This window comes from Paenibacillus sp. J31R30 (genome assembly GCF_059692115.1).
In genome coordinates, this window is the sequence record NZ_JCAUAV010000001.1 from 495,517 (window position 1) to 516,153 (window position 20,637).

Below are 20,637 nucleotides of genomic sequence, written 5' to 3' on the forward strand. Positions count from 1 at the left end.
CATCTAAGAAAAGCCGTCAACTTTGCTGGAGCAAGAGTTAATGGCTTTTTCATTTCTTACAGCGATTTTTGTGTGAACGGTTGTTTTTATCGCCAATAAGAATTTGTTCTTCCGAGTACCGGAAACTCATAAATTCTTATGTGGTAGAAATGAAGAAGAGATAGAAAATTTTTCGGATGTAAGGCGGGGTGTCATGGTCATTCAAAATAGGTTTCCTGTCAAAACAATGTTTGCCAAGTTTTTCTTTGCGTGTCTTCTCTTGTTAACGCTTGCAATAGCAGGTATTTCCATTTGGTTGTTTCACATTTTTTCTAACAGTGCGATTCGCCAAATCAATGAGCTCTCCGAACGGACACTGATGCAAGGCCAGAATTCTACCGAGTATCTGATGAACCAGGCGATGCAAGTTTCCGCACAGCTCTCCTTCGAATATCCGATCATTCAACAAATGAATACGGCAGTGAGTGATCCGATTGTAGAAAATAACTCTTTGAAAAAGCTGAACGACATCATCTTCATCAATGAAAGTATTTATTCGATCGGTATCTACAATGGGAATAATACCTCATTCTTGACAAGTGACTATCCGAATATCGATAACGAAGCGATAGCGTTGTTGAATAATTCTGACCCCACAACGAAAATCCGGCTTGTACCCCGGAAATTAAAGCTGATTTCTAGCAAGAATCAAGAAGAAAATGTGTATTCCATTTTTTATTACAATCGAGATAAATCAACCCATGCCATTCTCAATGCGCTAATCGTTAATGTGAAAGAAGAAGCGGTTCGGAATGGGATTAACCCGGATGAAAGATTAGATCAAGGTAACATTCTCATCGTAGATTCAGATGGCAAGGTGATTTCGGATCCGACAGGCGGCGAATTTTTGAAGGACTACTCGACAGTTGGCTCCATCCAAAAGATGCTGACCGAATCGGGAACTAACAGTTTCGTAGACACTAGCTCAAGTGGTGAGAAAGTGTTGGTCACACATAGTTTCTCTCAGAAACTGGGCTGGCATTTTCTTCATATTGTCCCTTATCAAGCAGCGGTCATCAGTATTAGCAAACTTAGAAACACGGTCATCTGGATAAGCTTGATCTTATTTGCTTTTAGCGGGATAGCTGCATTGATTGTGAGCGGGAAGCTTTCATCGCCGTTACGTGGACTTGTTGAAGCTTTGGAGCTAATGAAAGAGAAATCAAAGAACAATCTGAAAGTCGATTATTTAAAAGAGGTCCTGGGCGGCGTGAAAGAGCCGCAGCCTTCCAGCGAACTCGAATTTTCATTGCGTGTTGATTTATATGAGGGTACGAGCATCCTGATCCTTCGAATTGATGAGCTTTTTGATACAACTACTTTAGAAATTGAAGAGCTTACGGAAGATATGCACAAACAAATGAGGCTAAGCTTACTTAATTTGGTATATAAGCATTTACACCCGTACTATGCCTATGAATTCCTTGAAATCAATAAAGATGTTGTTTTGTTGATCAATAATGACAACGCTTTCAACGATGAACAGCTGCTAGCTGGAATATTATCGAGGCTGCAAGAACAGTTCAAACAATCTATGGACACCTCTGTCACAGCCGCATGGGGGACATTCGTGAAGGATGCTGCGAATTATCATGCCTCCTTTCAAGCAGCATTAGATACAGCAGACTATCGTATTGTATACGGCTTAGGCAGTATGCTAACGTATGAAACGGTCTATGCCAATTTCAAGCATGAGTTTGAGTATCCACAGCAGCCTTTAAAAACGCTATTGGATGCCATTAAGTTAGGCAAAGAGGAATTAATTGGGGGAGCATTGGACGATATTTTTAATGCTTTGAAGGAATGCCAATTCGAATTGATTAAGCTAGCGGTCAATCATCTCTTGCTTACGGTGTTTATTACGACGGAGCTTTCGATCCATGATGTTAAGGATGACCTTCTAACAAACTTTAATAATGCAGTTAGCAAACTGAGGAAATTGGAGACGTTAGAGCAGATGAAGCTTTGGTTTGCCCACTATATTCTTCATGACATGCAGCGAATTAAGGAGAAAAGAAAGCACCTCAATTCGGATCTCCTAGAGCGAATCCGTGGGTTCGTTGAAGGCTGCTACGCCAATACGGAGCTGTCCGTGGAGATGGTTGCGAATCGATTTGACTATAATCCGATGTATTTTGGGAGGCTCTTCAAGGAGTTATTTAACCAATCCTTCTCCGAGTACATCACGGAAATGAGATTAAATAAGTCAAAGACCTATTTGGAACAAAATCAAATCGCCATCAAAGAAGTGGGCATTAAAGTGGGCTTTAACAACCCGTCCTATTTCGTCACGTTATTCAAAAAACATACCGGAATGTCCCCGAGCGAATATCGAAATAAACTAAAATCTGAAAGCTAGGTGCAGTGTAGAGTTCAAGACCACATCCTTTTCCATCAAGGTGTGGTTTTTTCATTCACACAAGTATGATTTTGCAACCCTGGTATGCAATTTATCGGCGTAGAAGTATGCAAATATAAACCATGTATATTCTTTTAACTTCAACTTTTGCTCAAATGCTTATAGACTAACGGTGTAAACAGCCAAGCAGCAAGAGGCCGGAGAGAGAGAAAGGTGGAGAGCTAAATCAGAAAAAGAAAATTCATCGCTATTGAATTTCTGCTCGATATTTCAAAAAACAAAGTGTTATATCTGTTTATGTTGCCTGGGTTGTTGTACTTCATCTTGTTTGCTTATCTACCTATGGCCGGCATCATCGTTGCATTTAAGGATTACAAAGTCAATTTGGGCATCTTGGGCAGCAAATGGGTAGGGTTTGATAATTTTAAATTCCTATTCAGCAGCGATAAAGTGCTTCGAGTTACATGGAATACGGTATTTTTGAACGCGATGTTTATCTTTTTTCAACAAGCAATCGCCATCGTCACAGCGCTGTTTCTCAATGAAGTCAGTTCCAAGTTGTTCAAAAAGGTGACGCAATCCTTTATCTTTTTACCCTATTTCATCTCATGGATCGTCGTCAGCGTGTTTGCCTACAACTTGTTTGCTTCGGAAGGCGGTTTGCTCAATAGTATTCTTGCATTTCTTCATATCCCAGAGGTTGCCTGGGGACAACGAGCGGATCTATGGCCGGGAATTCTCGTGTTATTTTCAATCTGGAAGTATGCAGGATTTCTGACTGTGATCTACATTGCCGCGATAACGGGTGTGAATACGGAGTATTTTGAATCCGCAGCATTGGATGGCGCTACGAAATTACAACAAATTCGCTATATTACGCTGCCTGTTATTTCACCGACCATCACGATCATGGTGCTGTTATCAGTCGGGAGGATCTTCTATGGAGATTTTGGGATGATTTATGCGCTTGTTGGTGATAATGCGAGTCTGTATGCAACAACGGATGTCATTGATACGTTCGTCTATCGATCGTTACGTACCATTGGTGATGCAGGCATGTCATCAGCGGCGGGACTATACCAGTCCGTGGTAGGATTTATCCTGGTTCTAGGATTCAATGCATTAGTCAAAAAGTACAGAAGCGAAGGCTCATTATTCTAACTACGTTTAGGAGATTGTGCATGAAAAATATCTATGTGCAGGATAAAATTGTGACCTACGCAGCATATGTATTTCTGACCTTGCTGGCTTTGGTCTGCGTCATACCTTTCTTCATCATGTTCTCAGGCTCCATTACGGATGAGAAATATTTGCAGCTGCATGGTTACAGCATTCTTCCTCATGTCTTTTCCTTAAAGGCATACGCTTACATTTTCTCGGGACACTCATCGATCGGGAAGGCGTATTGGGTAACTATTTTTGTAACCGTAGTTGGTACCGCTTTCAGTATGATTATAACGGGATTACTTGCGTATTCACTGTCCAGAAAAGAATTGAAGTTTCGGAACAGCCTATCGTTCATTGTCTTCTTTACGATTCTTTTCAACGGGGGGCTCGTGCCATGGTATATCGTTACGACGAAATATTTGCATCTTGGCGATTCGATTTGGGGACTCATTTTGCCCTACACAGTGAACGCGTGGAACATGTTTCTGCTGAGGAACTTTTTCTCGACGATTGACGATGCCATGTTGGAATCAGCAAGAATAGACGGTGCTAATGAGGTCAACATTTTGTTTAAAATCGTATTTCCGCTGGCCCTGCCTGGTGTTATGACGGTCGGACTGTTCTATGCGCTGCAGTATTGGAATGATTGGTGGCTGCCTCTCCTGTTAATTAATGATCAGAAGCTGTATCCGGTGCAGTACTTGCTGCGAATGGTCTTATCCAGTATGCAGTACATCTCATCTGGAGGTGTAGGCAGTACGTATGCGGCTTCAGCAGTACCTGCAGAATCGATCAAAATGGCGATTACGATTGTGACCATCGGGCCGATCATCTTTGTTTACCCCTTTGTGCAAAAATACTTTATTAAGGGCTTAACGGTTGGCGGCGTAAAAGGTTAGTTCGGAGATGCGATATATGCGGTTAATGACCGTTTATATAAATAATGGTGAGACTTTGATCTCCGATCAAAGATCCCTATGTCTTCTCGATTCAATAATAAATGGGAGGTTCAAAACATGTCAGGACAAAAAACGAAAGGTTCCAAGATATTGGTTTCCACGATGATGATTACGACGATGGCAACACTTGCAGCCTGTTCTTCCAATTCGTCTGAATCCACGCCTGCCCCAGCTACACCTGCCGCCAGTACGGCAGCGAAAGCGACCGATGCGCCTGTCGCAACAGCAAAGCCAGTTGAACCCATTACCTTAAACATTGTATTTCCAGGAGATCCGCAGCCTGATCAAGCGACTGTCAATGCAGCGATAGAGAAAGCAGTCAAAGATGAGCTGAATGTAAAACTCAATTATACGTACGTGCCATGGGGCGATTATGCCACGAAAGTCAAAGTGATGACTTCGACGGGTGAAAACGTAGATATTCTTTGGACACATCCGGAGCTGCTCGCGCAACTGATTAGCTCCAACTCCGTCGCAGCCCTTGACGATGCTATCGCCAAGGTAGGTAAGGATCTAAAAGCGAATATTCCAGATTACTACTGGCCTGTCGTTCAAGTGAAGGGGAAAACCTACGGGGTCCCAGCCGCTCAGATCGGTACGGCTGCCGGCTATGCCACTTTCACGATTCGGAAAGATTTAAGAGAAAAATACGCGCTGCCGGAAATCAAATCATTGGATGATTTGTTAGCCTTCTACGCAGCTGTGAAGAAAAACAATCCTGAAATTATACCGCTGAGTCAAGGCAACACCTCCTTTGATTTAAACTTCAAAGAAGAATTTGTTCGCGGATTGCCAAGCGGTGTTGGGATCGATATGAACACCATGAAGGCTGAGAATATGCTGGATACGCCTGCTTACAAAAAAGGTCTGGATTTCCACAGGGAACTGTTCAACAAGGGGTATATTTCGAAGGATGTTCTATCCATTAAGGATTTCCGTGCAGCTTTTGCCGCAGGTAAAGCAGCTTCCGTGATCGGAGATCTACCGGAGTACAATATCAATGCAAGGACTGTATCCGCTATTCCAGGCGCTCAAGTCGAATTCGTCAGAATTCAGATCACGCCTAAAGTTTTCCAAGAGGTGACCACCTGGAACTACCAAAGTATTGCTGCAGGAAGCAAGAATATTGAGAGAGCGGTGGCGTTCCTTAACTGGTTCCAAAAGAATCAGCAAAACTATGACCTTTTAACATTAGGGGTTGAGGGCAAACATTATGTCATCAAAGACGGTGCAGTGAACTTCCCAGCTGGCGTTGATCCTGCTAAACCTCCTTACTTACCTTTTGAATGGATCTGGCAAAATCCAAAATTTATGAAGTCCAAAGGCACAGATGTGAAAGGGTTCTTTGAAGCCTATAAAGACTATGATAAGGATGTTACATTGAGATTCCCGGCGATGGGCTTCCTCTTCGATACGAGTCCGATTAAAACAGAGGTAGCTTCCCTTGATAGCGTTAATGCTGAATATGGAACAGTCTTAAAAAGCGGAACTGCCGATGTAGATAAAGTGTTGCCGCAATTCAAAGAAAAAATGAAACAGGCCGGCATTGATAAAGCGATAGCTGAGGTTCAGAAACAGCTGGATGCATTTATGGCTAGTAAAAAATAGGCATGGCACGATAAAGAATCAGGCGGACAATCTGAGATACTAATGACTCCGGACTGTCCGTCTGATCTTGTATAAAGGAGATCGGACGATATGCCTCAACAAATAGAAAAGGTCTATGTGATTTCTCACACCCATTGGGATCGCGAATGGTACCAGGATTTTCAAGGCTATCGCACAAGGCTTGTTTATTTGCTCGACGAGCTCATGGATAAGATGGAGCAGGACGCGGCTTATCGCCATTTTATGATGGACGGTCAGACCATTGTCTTGGACGATTATTTGGACATAAGACCAGAGAATCGAGAGAGGCTTCTCAAGCTTATCCAGGATGGCCGAATTAGTATTGGTCCTTGGTATGTCATGCCAGATGAATTTCTAGTCAGCGGGGAGTCTTTGATACGAAATCTGCAAATTGGACACCGCCGATCGCGCTCTTTCGGCGCCCGACCGATGAAATCCGGGTATATCACAGATATTTTTGGTCACAACAGCCAGTTTCCGCAAATCATGCAAGGCTTTGGGATCGATAATGCCGTCTTGTTTCGTGGATTTTACGGGGATGCAGATGCGTCGGAAATGTGGTGGGAAGGTGCTGATGGCAGCCGAGTCTTGGGTCTTAAACTTGATGAGGATCGCTCATACGGGGACTTTTACTTTTTTATCCGGTGGCCGTTTGCGGATCGAGATTTTCAGTATGATCGCGAAGAGCTGATCACGCGGGCGAAGGGAATGCTGGACTACAAATCCAAACGTGCTACAACCTCGATCATTGCTGGGTTTGACGGGGTTGATCATATCGAAATTGAACCCCATCTTCCATGGATACTGGAAACACTGAATGCGGCTGACTTGGATGCCAAGTTCGAACATTGCTCGTTAGAAGCATATGTCAGTGCTTTACGCGAGGAAATTGGTGAGCTCCGAGTTTATCAAGGCGAGCAAAGATCACCTGGGTATAACGGCGTCAATAATTGGGTGCTTGCTAATGTGCTTTCGTCTCGAATCCATTTGAAAATGAATAATCAAGCTTGTGAAGTTCTCCTTGAGAAATGGGCTGAACCGTGGGGCGTATTCACATCGCTGCAAGGGCGCCTTTATCCCAAAAGCTTTCTAGCGAAAGCTTGGGAGTACTTGATTCAGAATCATCCGCATGATTCTATATGCGGTTGTTCGATCGATCAAGTGCATCGTGATATGATGTATCGCTTTGATCAGAGCAGACTGATCGCCGAAGGCATGGTTAGCGAACAGCTGCTTTTTATATCCAATCATCACGGGTTATCTGATATTGACGGAGATCAAATAATCACGGTATATAACGCCTCTCAGAGCCCAATCGATGGCGTCATTGAGGTCGAGTTCGCCATGCCTGTCATGTCAGACGCAGTCGCGACGATGTATCACTTGGGAGGCACTTCATTCCGTCTTTATGACCATGAAGGAAATGAGATTCCTTATCAGCTGCTGGAACTGCGTAAAAATAGTACGCGCATGTGGAGGCCATATCGGGATATTCCTTATTCGGAGCAAGTGGATCGGTGCCGTATAGCCTTCCAAGCCCATGTTCCGTCTTATGGATATGCGGTCTACGTAACACAAAAGACGCCGGTAACTAATCCTGCTCCTGGTGACTACTATGCTCCTGCTTTAACGGCACCCGTACGTTTACTTGGATCCATGGGGGTGACTTCCAATACCTGGGACAATGGGCGATTGCGAGTGGCGGTTCGTCCAAACGGCACCATTGACGTTACGGATGTTCAAACGGGACGGTGTTATTCTGGCCTGCTGCTCCTTGAGGATGAGGCCGATATCGGTGAAGGCTGGAATCATGTGAGCCCAGTAACGAACGAAGTATTTACATCCTACGGTTCGAGCGCACAGATATCGGTTGTCTATGACGGACCGCTGCAGACACGTATTCGAATTCGAAATTCGATAAGCATTCCGCATGCCATTCATCCTCAGGAAACGAGAAGAAGTGAAGATGTAGTTGCAATTGAAGTCACGACCTTTCTGGAATTACGAAAGAATGATCCGATTCTACGATGCCGAACGGTGGTTAACAATCGTGCGCGTGATCACCGACTGCGGCTGTTGTTTCCTTCGGGGCTGCAAACCGATCATTTTCACACGAGTACGCCGTTTGACTATGTGAAAAGAAACATTCAACCACCGGACTATTCAGGCTATATGGAGAAGGCGCGAGATGTGGTTCCACATCAAGGTATCCTTACCATCAATGATGGCAAATGTGGGTTAGCGATCTACAGCAAAGGGTTATATGAAGCAGCTGTACGCAATGATGAATCGAGAACGGTAGCTCTGACGTTATTTCGCAGCACGGGCAAAGAAGTTCTCTCCGATGGCGGAGATGGCGGACAGCTGCTCACCGAGCTTGAATTTCATTACGCGATCAGTCCATTTACCGTAAGCGAATCACATACAAGTCGTATTTGGCTTGAACATCAGCAATTCGTGGCGGGAATTCGTTCTGTCGACAGAAAACTGGGGAAGGTTGTCTATGAATCCTTGCAGCGGCGGGAAGCTGATTTATCACTTAGCCATTCCTTTCTTCAAGTAAGATCAGCTGAGCTGATTGTAAGTGCCATCAAAGCCTCCGAGGATCGGAACGATAGCTACGTGATCCGTCTCTTCAACATCTCGGACGAATATGTGGAGGGATCAATCCATTTTGATCGTAAAGTAGTAAGCGCTCATTACGTTAATTTGGATGAAGAATTGCAAAGTCAAGCGCCTTTCACAGAGGATGTCATATCCGTTGCAGCGAAGGCGAAGCAAATTATCAGCATCCAGATTTCATTTTAAAATTGAATAGGAGAGTGATTTTATGAAGGTTCGGTTTCGGTTCGGAAGGTTAGTAACGATCATGCTGCTCATCGTCGCACTATTATTCGGAGTTAGTTCCGCATCCTTCGCCACAAACAGCAGCTATACAGCTTCCGTCAGTACGATGTTCAATGCGAACGAGGCGTTCGCGAAATTGGATAAAACGAATAACAACATGGGTGCTAGCTTTGATATGCATTATATATCTACAGTTACGATCAGCGGAACCATCTGGGCTTATTACATTAAACTCAATGGGTCTGGCAAAATGGGAATCGGATTAGCCAAATCTACGAATGGCACGAGCTGGACGGACCAAGGTCTTGTGCTGGATGTAGGCTCTTCCGGACAATGGGATGACAACATGGCCAGCTTCCCAGGTGTCTGGTATGACAATGGAACCTTCTATTTAGTATATGAAGGAACAGGTAATGGATCAGCGGGCGATATAGGACTCGCCACTTCCACGAACGGAACGAGTTTTACGCGGCAGGGACGTATTCTTACGCACAACACTTCTGGCTGGGAATCCGCGAATGTCGGAACGCCAAGTCTGTATAAGGTAGGATCAACTTGGTATCTGTTCTATCACGGATACGACTGGACGGACTGCCGTGTCGGAGTTGCGACGGGAACCTCATTAACCAGCTTGAGCAGGAACGCTGCTAATCCGATCATTGACACCTCCAGCAGTGGTTGGGATGCTGGTACTGTTGGTAAACGAGACATCATCTATGAGAACGGATATTACTATATGGTATATGAAGGCAGTACAGATGCGCCTTTTGGCTCGGCCAAATGGTCCAGCGGCTTAGCGCGTTCCTCGAATTTGATCAGCTGGAGCAAATATTCGCAAAACCCAATTTTGCCCCAAACTCAAAATTATTACGGCAATGACGGTCCAGCTTTTATCACAGTTAGCGGGGTGCCTTATATTTATTACCGTGGCGTCGTACCTGGCGGCGGCTCATCAGACAATCATACGAGACGTGCACGCATCGCGAATGAGTTAAACGGCGGGATTACGAATTCTTGGGAAGCGGAAAGTCTGGGGCATGTCATTGGCAGGGCGGATGCGGATGGTTGGTCGGCGGACACGGGCTTGGATTCGCCAAACTACATGCAATACGGACCCTATACCACAGTTACGAATGTTGGAGAAAATACAGCTGTTTGGAAATTGATGGTCGACAACAACAACGCGGATAATTTAGGCATTGTCACGTTGGAAGTCGTCGATGCTAGTGACGGAGGGGCAGTCCTAGCTTCCAGAACGATAACTAGGCAGCAGTTTAGTTCGACCTGGCATTATGAATTTTTCACAGTACCATTCTATCTGGATGCTTGGCGTTCCGGTCATCAACTAGAATATCGTACATTATGGTACCAGACATCTTATGTAAGGGAAGATAAGGTAGGAGTCAACTGACCTTTGTCGATCGGGAAGAGACCGTTGCCTGCGTTCAATTGCAGCGGTCTTTTTGTATTTGATCGGTGCAGAAAAGAGGATGCCCCTCGACATTTTCATGTCTCTGGGACATCCTCTATAAGTTAATTCCGCTAAGGACTAAGCTTCTTTAATAATGTGGTAGTTCGGCTTTACTTTCGTGAAATTGGGATTCTCTCCGCTGACCATCAGTCCCATGCCCCAATCAAAGTGATCCTGACTGGTTGGGAAATCACTTGCCTCCCGATATTGAAACAACACATTTCTTCTCGTTCTTGCGCTTTTATTAGAGGAAGATCCATGAATGGTTAAATAATTAAAGAATAAGACATCGCCTGCTTCGGCTTCACAAGGGGTGCCCATATGAATGGGATATTCTTTGTGATTCAGGTAATGTGTCCCGATGTGCGGTAAGCTTCCCGCTTTATGAGAACCTGGAATGACGCGCAGACAGCCATTCTCTTCATCCGCGCGATCCAAATGGACACTTGCCGCGAGCATCGTATGCTTCTCATGCGGGAAATACGGATAATCCTGATGCATCGGGAAAGCGGCACCGTTCTCAGGCGGTTTTACTAACATTTTCGAATGATGCAGCTGAACGTTAGGTCCGATGATTTGTCGTAGAACAGCGACCATATTAGGGTGAATGACAGCTCTCATGAACGCGGAATCGTGGTAATGGACATCATGAAAGCCTTTTAGAACAAGCTTCTTCAGCTCTTCAGCGGGCAAATAATCCCCTTGCCAGGTTGCATTACTATCTGCTTTCGCGAGAGCTGCACGCTGAATAATTTTCTCCACAGCTTCTCTCATCTCAGCAACTTCCACTTCATTGAAGACTCCTTTTACAAGCAAGTAGCCATGTTCTTTGTAAAAATCGACATCCTTAGATTGTATCATTGTTCCATGCCTCCATTTTGTTGTTGCTGTCCAAGCCGCTTTCTATCTATAATTATAGAAGATTATGCCATAGTAATCTTTTTCAACAGAGGACATCGTTTTGCACAATAAGGACATTTTTCTGAAAAGGTGATGCCATGTATCTGCACAAGGAAACGTTCTCCATGCTGAATGAAGCTGTTAACGTGATCCAGGGATCAGAAGCCTGCTTTAAAGTTCATTATTGGGGTGTGAGTCCCTGTTTGTATGAGAATCAACCGCATAAGCATTCTTTTTTCGAAATCTGTTACATATTAGGTGGAGAAGGAGAATACTCGGAAGCGGGCATGGTCTATCGGCTTCGTGCGGGTACTCTTTTTTGCTCAAAGCCTGGCATTACTCACCAAATTCGTACCGAACAAGGTTTACACATTTTATATATTGCTTTCGAACTCGATGAGACTTTAAGTGATTACCGGATGCAAGAAGCTTTCAATGAGCTAGCACTCCATGGTGATGTCATTGTCTATGATGCTGATGATCAACCGACGGCGCAATTATGGCGATCCCTTCTGATCCGAGAAGGGCAGGGAAATCTTCCCTTTGCAGCTGTTCAGTCCGTGGCTTACGCCTTGCTTGTTTCTTTTCCAGCTATATTCGGAACACTAACCAAGCCGCCAGTCATTCATCACAAGAGTACACATGTCTTAATGCGGCGAGCTAAGCTGTATATTCGTGATAATCTCTCCCAAGCACTCCAACTCAAGGATGTGGCCAACTATTTGAGTGTATCGGAGCGTCATCTATCGCGTCTATTCTCGGAAGGAATCCATGAGAGCTTTACTAATTTCATTCGGAGTGAACGCATTCGACAAGCTGCCCATCTCTTGCTGAGCAGTGATTTGCCTATTAAAGAAATCGCCGAGATGACTGGATTTTCTTCGGTGCATTATTTTACACGCACATTCCTTTTGGAGAAAAAAGTGCCCCCTGGCCGATTTCGCCAGAAAGAGCAACGGTAGAATGGGGAACAATCTACTACTTATGTAAATTCTACCAATCTTGTATAATAGGTTAGAACGAAAAAGCTCCTATATGAGAGGATGATTCCATTGTTCAAGAAGTTTGCGGCAGATGCATTAGGCTTAAGCGATATTGGTAAAGTGATTAGTCCGGTTGATTTCGACAAGGTTGATTCCGATGATTACGTCATGCACGAAGATGGCGAGAAAATTTTCTTCATCATCAAGTCCAAGAAAGATGAATATTGCTTTACCAACCTTGCCCTCATTCATTTGGACGGAGATAGTGCGATTAGCAGCAAACGTGTGCTGAAACGGTACAGCTATCACAAGCATGCGATTTCCGAGGTCTATATGGAAACGGCAGGAACGATTGATCTTGACGTTGAGATTAAGTTCATTATCGGGCACACGAACTTCTCGATTGATGTGGATAAGAAACAAATCGAGCAGATCAAGGACTTATACAAAGCGTTAATCAAGATTTCGGAGACGGTGGCGCATAATGAGGACTTGTTTGATTATGCCAAACAAAGTGTCGTTATTGCGAAGGAGGCAACAGGTCGTATCTCGACACAGACGACTTCGCCTGTTACGCAATTCGATGCGATCAATGAATCAGCTTACAATTGGTTGAAGGGGAAACACACGGAGCTAAAGGTCAAGGATTTCGGTTCCATCTTCGAACGTTACATTAACAATTAATAGACATGGGGGAAGCCTTGCTGATGCAGGGCTTTTTTCGTTTGAAAGTAGATGAAAACGTGATGAGTCAAAAAAATGGTTATTTTTTTAACTTGATAATCTAAAAAAATGCATATAAAATCCTTAAAGTAAGCGTTACCAAGAGTAGGCTGTTTTTCAAGAATTTTTATTGGAGGGACATGACATGAAAGCAGGAAAATATTACTTTAAGCTGCTTCTGGTCATTTTTATTGTTGCGTTACTCTATGCTTCTGTGACATCAGGGGTATATTACTACAACCAGAACGAATTTGCTGATAAACGAATTGATGCGCAGCAGCGCGTTCTGATCGAGCAGGTACGTGACAAAATTGACGGTATGCTGCTTTCTTCCCTAAACAGCATCAATCGATTAAAGAGTAACGACAAGATTGTGGATTACAGCCGAGGAAGAGGCATCAATCCTTACTTCAATACATTAGCACTTGCGGAATTGCGAACGAATAACGATGCGTATGCCAATATTGGCTTCCGCATTGATATGACGATGAACAATTCAGGGACTGTTATTACGCCGGATTATACGATTGATACCGATCGATATTTCCAAGAGCAAGGCTTGAATAAAGAGAAAGTTATGCAGAAGCTTTTTGGCCCTGCATCCGAGAACAGGCCTACCTCCATCTATGAGTTAGAAAGCTCATCTTCGCAATCTGTGAAACTAGCGGTAAAGGCCAAGTTACCCAGCGCTGAGGACGTTTATTTTTTCGTGACCTTCAAAGCAGATGCGTTCATCCCGGCGTTAGGTCAGCTGACCAATGAAGCGATTTCCATTGTATATAAGGATCAAATGATGTTTTTCTACACCGGAGACAAAGATCTACGTGATCAAGGTGTACCCTTACATAAGCTGTTACTCTCGTTAAATGAAGGCAAACACTTTACCCAGGTGGAACGGCAAGCCACAGCGGATCATTCCATGTATTTGGTATCCAGCAAGGTTTTAAAGGATTGGAATTACAGCTACATAATTAATGAATCAGCAGCGGTTAAGGTGAGCAATGGGGTACTTCGTAATTCCCTCATTATAGGATCGCTCTGTCTTACAGCCGGAATCATCATAGCCGCCGTGCTCGCGAGGAACGCCTATAAGCCGGTCCGGACTTTGGTGCATTATCATGAGGCAGCGGGCAATAGGAGGAAAGGTAATGGGAAGGAAGACGAGTTCTCATTCCTAAGGTCAGTGACAGATACGTTTCAAAGTACGAATAAAGAGCTTACGGAGATTATTAGAAATCAAAAAGGCTCCTTACAATCGAAATATTTAAGAGATTTGCTGATTGGTAAGGTTTCCTATGCCTCTATCGATGATGAGCTTTCCAAACAAGAACTTCAGGTGATTGAACTCCCTTGTTCAGTTGCTGTATTTGAAATGACAGATATTAAATCTTTGGACACAATGGAAAGAGAAAGTGTACTGTCGGTGAAATCGCAATTTATTGCTAAGGCTGAGGAAGACCTCCGAGATGGTGGAAATGGCTTTGTTGTAGATTTGGATTTTCATCGTCTGGCGATCTTAGTGAGTGGCAAATCGGTTGATGAAATGACCAAGTTCTGTAATCAATATATCCAAGAGATGGATCGTAATTATCCATTAAAATGGAAAGCAGTCGTTGGTAGAACCGTCACAGCGTATTCGGATATTGAAAGATCGTACAGAGACTGCTTGTACTTACTGGAGCTAGGCTTTGAATTTACGCGAAAATCGGTTATTTCTGAGGAAGATCGCTCGACATTGTTTGCCAACCATCTGTATTACCCATTGGAAGCCGAACGTGAGCTCATTCAGACAATTATGACGGGTGATGAGAAGGAAGCGGAAAGCTTGATCAATCAGCTAATCTCCAGAAATTGTGACTCTGACGATGTCCTAAGCGGGAATATCAAGAGTTTAACGTTCGCTTTCATTACAACGATTAACCGCATGTGCTTGCAGCTGCAAATTCAGTCTTCGGATATCTTTGGCCAGGAGTGGCAAGTTCGCTTCCTGCAAAACCAGGAACACCTAGAGGGATATCGTGATTCCATCATGGACATGATTCGATTGCTCCTGAATAAAGTAGACGTGAAAAATGCCGAGTTGGATAACGTATTGACGGATAAAATGGTTGCCTATATTCGTGATCATTACGACAAAGATATTGGCTTAACGGATATCAGTGAATATTTGCAGCTTTCCTCGAGTTACGTCAGCGTCATATTTAAACAGTATACGGGTGAAAATTTTAAAGACTATCTAAATATTTATCGTGTGAAAAAGGCAAAAGAATTGCTTGAGCGAGAAGATGTCAAGATTCAGGATTTGGCATTGCTCGTCGGGTGTAACAACGCGAATACGTTTATCCGCATCTTCAAGAAATATGAAGGCGTTTCGCCAGGACAATACATGAAAAAACGAGATACAAACGAGAGCTAACTCTCATTTGTATCTCGTTTTTTTTCGATATATACGCCATTTACCTTGATTTATAGCGATATTTCAAGATCGTGATCATCACAAATATTAATGATTTACGGTGAACCCATTCAACCTTTATAACTGAGCTAAGAACCAAACGATGAGCACATATCCAGTATGCAGAAGGAAGTGAATGAATTGATTGGCAGAAATGTAAACGGTATCACGAGTAGAGTAAGAAGGGATTACGCCTTATATCTATTGTTGGCACCATTCGTACTGTGGTATTTCCTGTTCCAATATAAGCCGATGTACGGGTTGATTGTGGCCTTCCAGGAGTACAACTTATTTAAGGGAATTAAGGGGAGCGCATTCGTAGGCTTTGCAAATTTTGAGGTCTTTTTCAAAAGTCCCTATTTTCTAAGAAACATTTCGAACACAGCTTTGATTAGTTTGTATAGCCTGATCTTTGCATTTCCAGCTCCTATTCTATTAGCTCTTCTCCTTAATGAGGTGAGGAAGCTCTGGTTTACCAAAATTATTCAGACGATGACGTACATGCCGCATTTCATCTCCATTGTCATTGTCGCAGGGCTCGTGACCAACTTTTTGGCTCCAACGAATGGTTTCGTCAACATCCTGATTGATAAGCTTGGTGGAGACAAAATTTACTTTCTAACGATTCCGGATTACTTCCGAACGATCTTTATTTCGATGGGTATCTGGAAAGAAGTAGGCTTCGGTGCCATCATCTACATCGCCGCTTTATCCGGGGTTAATCCGGAACTATATGAAGCCGCAACGATGGATGGGGCGAACAAATTGAAGCGGATGTGGCATATATCGATCCCTGGCATTTTGCCAACGATTGTCATTATGCTGCTGCTCCGAATTAGTAACTTTCTTGAAGTGGGACATGAGGCGATCATTTTGTTATATCAGCCTTCTACCTATGCAACGGCAGACGTGCTAAGCACATATACCTATCGCTCGGGACTAGTCCAAGGGAAATATGACTTAGCAACCGCTGTGGGGCTTTTTAACAATACAGTAGGTCTAGTTCTGGTTTTCCTAAGCAATAAAATTAGTAAAAAATTAACCGGCAACGGACTGTGGTAGGTGACCAACATGAGACTATCCAGAGGAGAAAAGATTTTCTCCGTCATAAACTATCTGTTTCTTTCATTACTGGCATTATCAGCGATCTATCCTTTCATTTATGTATTCTCCGCCTCCATAAGCAAGGCGCAGTATGTCTTAAGAGGCGATGTCATTTTACTGCCTAAAGGGATTACCTGGGAGTCCTATAGGACGGTGTTGGCAGAGAAGGGGCTCTGGATTGCTTATGCAAACACGATCTTCTATACAGTGGTTGGTACGTTGGTTAATCTGCTCTTTACTACGATGGGGGCGTATCCCCTGTCCAAAAAACGGTTAATGGGTAGAACAGCCATTGGGTTCTTCATTGCTTTTACGATGATGTTTAGCGCAGGGATGATTCCCACCTACTTGAACCTCAAGGATCTGGGCCTGCTGAATAGCCGAACAGGATTTTTGCTCGCTTTTGCGATTTCCACGATGAATGTCATCATTCTTAGAACGTTCTTGCAGGCCATACCTGAGGAAATGGAAGAATCGGCGAAGGTGGACGGGGCGAGCGACTGGCGAATTCTCTGGAGCATTTATCTCCCGCTCTCTAAGCCGGCGTTGGCAACAATTGGCCTGTTCTACGCAGTTGGGCATTGGAACTCCTATTTCTGGGCGATGGTGCTGCTCAAGGCTGAATCGAAAATGCCTTTACAGGTTTTGCTGAAGAAGCTAGTCGTGCAAATGGAAGTATCTGACGAAATCAAGAATTTGAGCGATTTAAGTGTCACGGCGCAAGAAACGGTCATCTATGCCACGATTATTGTGGCGACTTTGCCGATCCTGATTGTCTATCCATTCGTTCAGAAGTTTTTTGTAAAAGGTGTCATGATTGGCTCTTTGAAGGGTTAGTTCAATTCTTGGTCATAGGATCAGGATTGTTAACTTATGGAATTACGTCACACGACGTTTTTCTTATATATAATAAACATATAATGGGAGGTTTAAGATCAATGAAGAATAAGAAATCACGCATGAACAAAGGGATCTCGTTGGTACTAACTATGGGACTTGCAGCAGGATTAGTTGGGTGCAGCACGAGCAGCAACAGCAGTGAGTCACCTGCAGCTAGCAAGGCGCCTGCAGCAACGCCAGAGCCTAAGAAATTACCGGGTAGTCTAGTGAGTGAGAAACCTCTCGATCTTACCATACATATGCATTACGGCGATCGCTTCGCGTTCGACAACAACTGGGCAGTGTTCAAGAAGGCTGCTGAGTTAACGAATGTGAACTTGAAAGGCACAGGTCCAAGCAGCGGCTCCAAAAGTGGCGAAATGTTCAACCTGATGATCGCATCCAATGAGGTTCCTGATATCGTTCACGGCTTCCGTGAGACCATGAAAACCTATGGCCCGCAAGGCGCCTTGATGGACTTGACCGATTTGATTAATAAAAACGCTCCGAACCTTAAGAAGTTTATGGATAAAGACCCTGACTACGCAAGATATGCGAAAGCTGCTGACGGTAAAATGTATTTCATTCCGTACGTCTTTGATGGAAGCGGTGTAAGCAAAGGCTGGCTCATCCGCAAGGATTGGCTGACGAAGCTAAATCTTCAAGTTCCTAAGACGTATCAGGACTATTACAACGTGTTGAAAGCGTTTAAAGAGAAGGATCCGAACGGCAATGGAAAAGCAGATGAAGTTCCGTACTTCAGCAGAGATACGAGCGGTATCTATGATCTGCTTGTGTTCTTTGACGCTACCTACGGTGGGGATCTAACGCTGCAATGGGCTGAGTCTGGAGGCAAGCTTACTTATGGACCAACGCAGCCGCAATTTAAGAACGCGATGGTCAATATTGCCAAATGGTATAAAGAAGGACTTATTGACATTGAAATCTTTACTAGAGGGGCAAAAGCCAGAGATGTCCTATTGGGAGAGAACAAAGGCGGATCAACGCATGACTTCTTCCCTAGTACATTGAATTTCAATCGTTCGTTAGCTACACAAGTTCCAGGCTTTGAATTAGCAGTCATTGCACCTCCTCAAAACGTAAATGGCAAGCATGTCGAGGCAACATGGCAGCAAAAATTCGGTAATCATGGCATGGGCATTGGCGCGAAAAATAAATACCCAGTAGAATCGATTAAATATTTGGACTTCTGGTTCTCGGAAGAGGGCACGCGCTTGGCTAATTTCGGGGTTGAAGGACAAACGTACACGAAGGAAAACGGCCAAATTAAAATGATGCCTGAGATTATGAAAGGTACGCCTTTGGAAAATATGTATAAGTTCGGTGCACAGCATGAATTCGGTTATGTGCAATCGCTAGAGTTCACTAAACTTGTGTCTACACCAGATTCCATCACAGCTGTTGAAGACTACTCCAAAAACCAGTATATGAAGAAACCATTCCCAATCTTAAATTATACGGCAGATGAAAAGAAGAAATTTGATCAGTTGTCCGTGGCGATTAACACCTATGTGAGAGAAATGGTTCAGAAGTGGATTATGGGTGCGGAAGATGTTGAGAAGAGCTATGACGGCTTCATGAAGAAGCTGAAAGATATGGGAGTAGATGAATTCACTGAGGTGCAGCAATCGGCTTACAGTCGCTATATGAAATAAGGATTTTAGGAAATGATCGAAGAAGGTGATTAGACTGGCTGGATGGATGCAGTTGAGAGATCTGGCAAGAGAAGAGATTCGGCAGAAGCGAGAAGAGGGCTGCGACGTTAAGGAATTTGAAGCACGATGGAAGGCTTCGAAGGAATGGACGGAAGATGAGTTAATGGAATTTTACCAGGACTTAGCTCATCTAAGCCCACAATCGGATTTCCCTTTCAACGAGCCGAATGCCTTAGAAGAAATCAGGCAGCTGAGATCGAAAAGTCCCCTTAGAAGTAATCCGTCCTTTACGGATGAAGAATGGAGGGATAAGTTCCATGGCGCATGGCTCGGTCGTTGTTCCGGCTGTGCGCTGGGGCTGCCTTTCGAAACTGCTCCGTACATGAAGGGGGATGTTTGGCATCCAGGGTGGAAATACGTCGAGCTGTGGTTTAAGGGAGCGGATGCTTGGCCCATTAGGAATTATGCGCCGATGCATTCGAAGGTAGAACAGAATTGGGAGATCACGCTCCGTCCGTCTAATCTACATGCGACACGTGAGCAGATTCAGTTCATGTCCACGGATGATGATATTCGTTATACCGTCCTAGGCTTGGTTCTGTTGGAACAACATGGATTGAATTTTAACACATGGGATATTGGAAAGCTCTGGCACCAAATGCTGCCTTACCAAGCGGTATGCACTGCCGAAACGCAAGCGTATTTGAATTTCACCCAGGTGACACATCACCTGGGTGCTACACAGCCAGAGGATTGGCAGGATAAGCTGAATTGGGTGAGGCACCATCAGAACCCCTACCGCGAATGGATCGGAGCACAGATTCGTGCGGATGGTCTGGCATACGGTGCTGCTGGTAATCCGGAATTAGCCGCAGAGTTGGCCTGGAGAGATGCGTCATTCTCCCACGTGAAGAACGGGATTTACGGTGAAATGTTCGTTGCTGCGATGATAGCAGCTGCATTTGTTGAATCGGATATCGAAAGAGTCGTCGAGATCGGCTTGAGTGAAATTCCGCAAACGTGCCGGCTCGCCCATGATATTCACAAGGCTATTCAGATTGCTAAGAGTACACCGGATCAACTGAAGATGATTGAGCGAATTTGGCTTGCGTTCAACCATTATCATGAGGTCCACACCAACAATAATGCTGCACTTGTAACCGCTGCACTCATTCACGGGGAAGGTGATTTTACCAAGGCGATCTCCACAGCGGTACTGGGAGGCTGGGATACCGATTGCAATGGGGCAACCGTCGGTTCGATCATGGGCGCTTTCCTTGGTGCGAAGAACATCCCTTCTCAATGGACACTACCGTTGAATGATACCCTGTATTCGAATATTCCTGGTTTCCATCCGATTGCGATATCGGAATGTGCCGAGCGGAGCTTTCGCGTGTTTAAGAAAATTAGATTAGCGCAGTAAGTATCTTTTCCAATATGGAGGAG

Annotated in this window: 14 protein-coding genes; 13 read left to right on the forward strand and 1 reads right to left on the reverse strand. The window is 44.2% G+C overall.

Annotated elements, in window-relative coordinates; all coding sequences use genetic code 11:
* Positions 1-193: 193 nt before the first annotated feature.
* From AC58QO_RS01610 to AC58QO_RS01635, 6 genes are all read left to right on the forward strand, one after another.
* Positions 194-2,398, forward strand: a complete 2,205-nt coding sequence (locus AC58QO_RS01610) for a helix-turn-helix domain-containing protein (RefSeq protein WP_497263439.1) — start codon at positions 194-196, stop codon at positions 2,396-2,398.
* 297 nt (positions 2,399-2,695) lie between these two features.
* Complete coding sequence (locus AC58QO_RS01615; protein WP_497263441.1) at positions 2,696-3,559, forward strand: ABC transporter permease; 864 nt, start codon at positions 2,696-2,698, stop codon at positions 3,557-3,559.
* A 20-nt stretch (positions 3,560-3,579) separates the two neighbouring features.
* Positions 3,580-4,464 (forward strand): carbohydrate ABC transporter permease, encoded by an 885-nt coding sequence (locus AC58QO_RS01620; RefSeq protein ID WP_497263443.1) that lies wholly within the window; start codon positions 3,580-3,582, stop codon positions 4,462-4,464.
* A gap of 117 nt (positions 4,465-4,581) precedes the next feature.
* Positions 4,582-6,132 carry an ABC transporter substrate-binding protein gene (locus AC58QO_RS01625; RefSeq protein ID WP_497263445.1) on the forward strand — a complete coding sequence of 517 codons (1,551 nt, stop codon included), beginning with the start codon at positions 4,582-4,584 and terminating at the stop codon, positions 6,130-6,132.
* Between the two features lie 90 nt (positions 6,133-6,222).
* Positions 6,223-8,961: an alpha-mannosidase gene (locus tag AC58QO_RS01630; protein WP_497263447.1), complete on the forward strand. Its 2,739-nt coding sequence runs from the start codon at positions 6,223-6,225 to the stop codon at positions 8,959-8,961.
* Positions 8,962-8,983: 22 nt separating this feature from the next.
* On the forward strand, positions 8,984-10,411 hold the full coding sequence (locus AC58QO_RS01635; protein ID WP_497263449.1) for a glycoside hydrolase family protein: 1,428 nt from the start codon (positions 8,984-8,986) through the stop codon (positions 10,409-10,411).
* A 138-nt stretch (positions 10,412-10,549) separates the two neighbouring features.
* On the opposite strand, the gene AC58QO_RS01640 is transcribed toward AC58QO_RS01635, so the two are convergent.
* Positions 10,550-11,332: a phytanoyl-CoA dioxygenase family protein gene (locus AC58QO_RS01640; protein ID WP_497263451.1), complete on the reverse strand. Its 783-nt coding sequence runs from the start codon at positions 11,330-11,332 to the stop codon at positions 10,550-10,552.
* A gap of 137 nt (positions 11,333-11,469) precedes the next feature.
* Here AC58QO_RS01640 and AC58QO_RS01645 point away from each other — a divergent pair, with 137 nt between their 5' ends.
* The 7 genes from AC58QO_RS01645 to AC58QO_RS01675 all read left to right on the forward strand — a co-directional run bounded on the left by AC58QO_RS01645 (position 11,470) and on the right by AC58QO_RS01675 (position 20,614).
* Complete coding sequence (locus AC58QO_RS01645; protein ID WP_497263453.1) at positions 11,470-12,333, forward strand: helix-turn-helix domain-containing protein; 864 nt, start codon at positions 11,470-11,472, stop codon at positions 12,331-12,333.
* 90 nt (positions 12,334-12,423) lie between these two features.
* Positions 12,424-13,038, forward strand: a complete 615-nt coding sequence (locus AC58QO_RS01650; protein WP_497263455.1) for a PH domain-containing protein — start codon at positions 12,424-12,426, stop codon at positions 13,036-13,038.
* Positions 13,039-13,222: 184 nt separating this feature from the next.
* Positions 13,223-15,493 (forward strand): helix-turn-helix domain-containing protein, encoded by a 2,271-nt coding sequence (locus tag AC58QO_RS01655; RefSeq protein ID WP_497263457.1) that lies wholly within the window; start codon positions 13,223-13,225, stop codon positions 15,491-15,493.
* Between the two features lie 159 nt (positions 15,494-15,652).
* Positions 15,653-16,594, forward strand: a complete 942-nt coding sequence (locus AC58QO_RS01660; RefSeq protein ID WP_497263459.1) for an ABC transporter permease — start codon at positions 15,653-15,655, stop codon at positions 16,592-16,594.
* Between the two features lie 9 nt (positions 16,595-16,603).
* Entirely contained in the window at positions 16,604-17,473 is an 870-nt protein-coding gene (locus AC58QO_RS01665) for a carbohydrate ABC transporter permease (protein WP_497263461.1), read from the forward strand.
* A 101-nt stretch (positions 17,474-17,574) separates the two neighbouring features.
* Positions 17,575-19,191 (forward strand): extracellular solute-binding protein, encoded by a 1,617-nt coding sequence (locus tag AC58QO_RS01670; RefSeq protein WP_497263463.1) that lies wholly within the window; start codon positions 17,575-17,577, stop codon positions 19,189-19,191.
* A 34-nt stretch (positions 19,192-19,225) separates the two neighbouring features.
* A complete protein-coding gene (locus AC58QO_RS01675) occupies positions 19,226-20,614 on the forward strand; it encodes an ADP-ribosylglycohydrolase family protein (RefSeq protein WP_497264360.1) in 1,389 nt (462 codons plus the stop codon).
* Positions 20,615-20,637 lie beyond the last annotated feature (23 nt).

Bases quoted from the DNA above. Each gene is read 5' to 3' on its own strand.
- AC58QO_RS01630 (WP_497263447.1), top strand. From the start codon at position 6,223: ATGCCTCAACAAATAGAAAAGGTCTATGTGATTTCTCACACCCATTGG.
- AC58QO_RS01670 (WP_497263463.1), top strand. From the start codon at position 17,575: ATGAAGAATAAGAAATCACGCATGAACAAAGGGATCTCGTTGGTACTA.
- AC58QO_RS01615 (WP_497263441.1), top strand. From the start codon at position 2,696: ATGTTGCCTGGGTTGTTGTACTTCATCTTGTTTGCTTATCTACCTATG.
- AC58QO_RS01665 (WP_497263461.1), top strand. From the start codon at position 16,604: ATGAGACTATCCAGAGGAGAAAAGATTTTCTCCGTCATAAACTATCTG.
- AC58QO_RS01645 (WP_497263453.1), top strand. From the start codon at position 11,470: ATGTATCTGCACAAGGAAACGTTCTCCATGCTGAATGAAGCTGTTAAC.
- AC58QO_RS01625 (WP_497263445.1), top strand. From the start codon at position 4,582: ATGTCAGGACAAAAAACGAAAGGTTCCAAGATATTGGTTTCCACGATG.
- AC58QO_RS01660 (WP_497263459.1), top strand. From the start codon at position 15,653: ATGCAGAAGGAAGTGAATGAATTGATTGGCAGAAATGTAAACGGTATC.
- AC58QO_RS01640 (WP_497263451.1), bottom strand. From the start codon at position 11,332: ATGATACAATCTAAGGATGTCGATTTTTACAAAGAACATGGCTACTTG.
- AC58QO_RS01610 (WP_497263439.1), top strand. From the start codon at position 194: ATGGTCATTCAAAATAGGTTTCCTGTCAAAACAATGTTTGCCAAGTTT.
- AC58QO_RS01635 (WP_497263449.1), top strand. From the start codon at position 8,984: ATGAAGGTTCGGTTTCGGTTCGGAAGGTTAGTAACGATCATGCTGCTC.
- AC58QO_RS01655 (WP_497263457.1), top strand. From the start codon at position 13,223: ATGAAAGCAGGAAAATATTACTTTAAGCTGCTTCTGGTCATTTTTATT.
- AC58QO_RS01620 (WP_497263443.1), top strand. From the start codon at position 3,580: ATGAAAAATATCTATGTGCAGGATAAAATTGTGACCTACGCAGCATAT.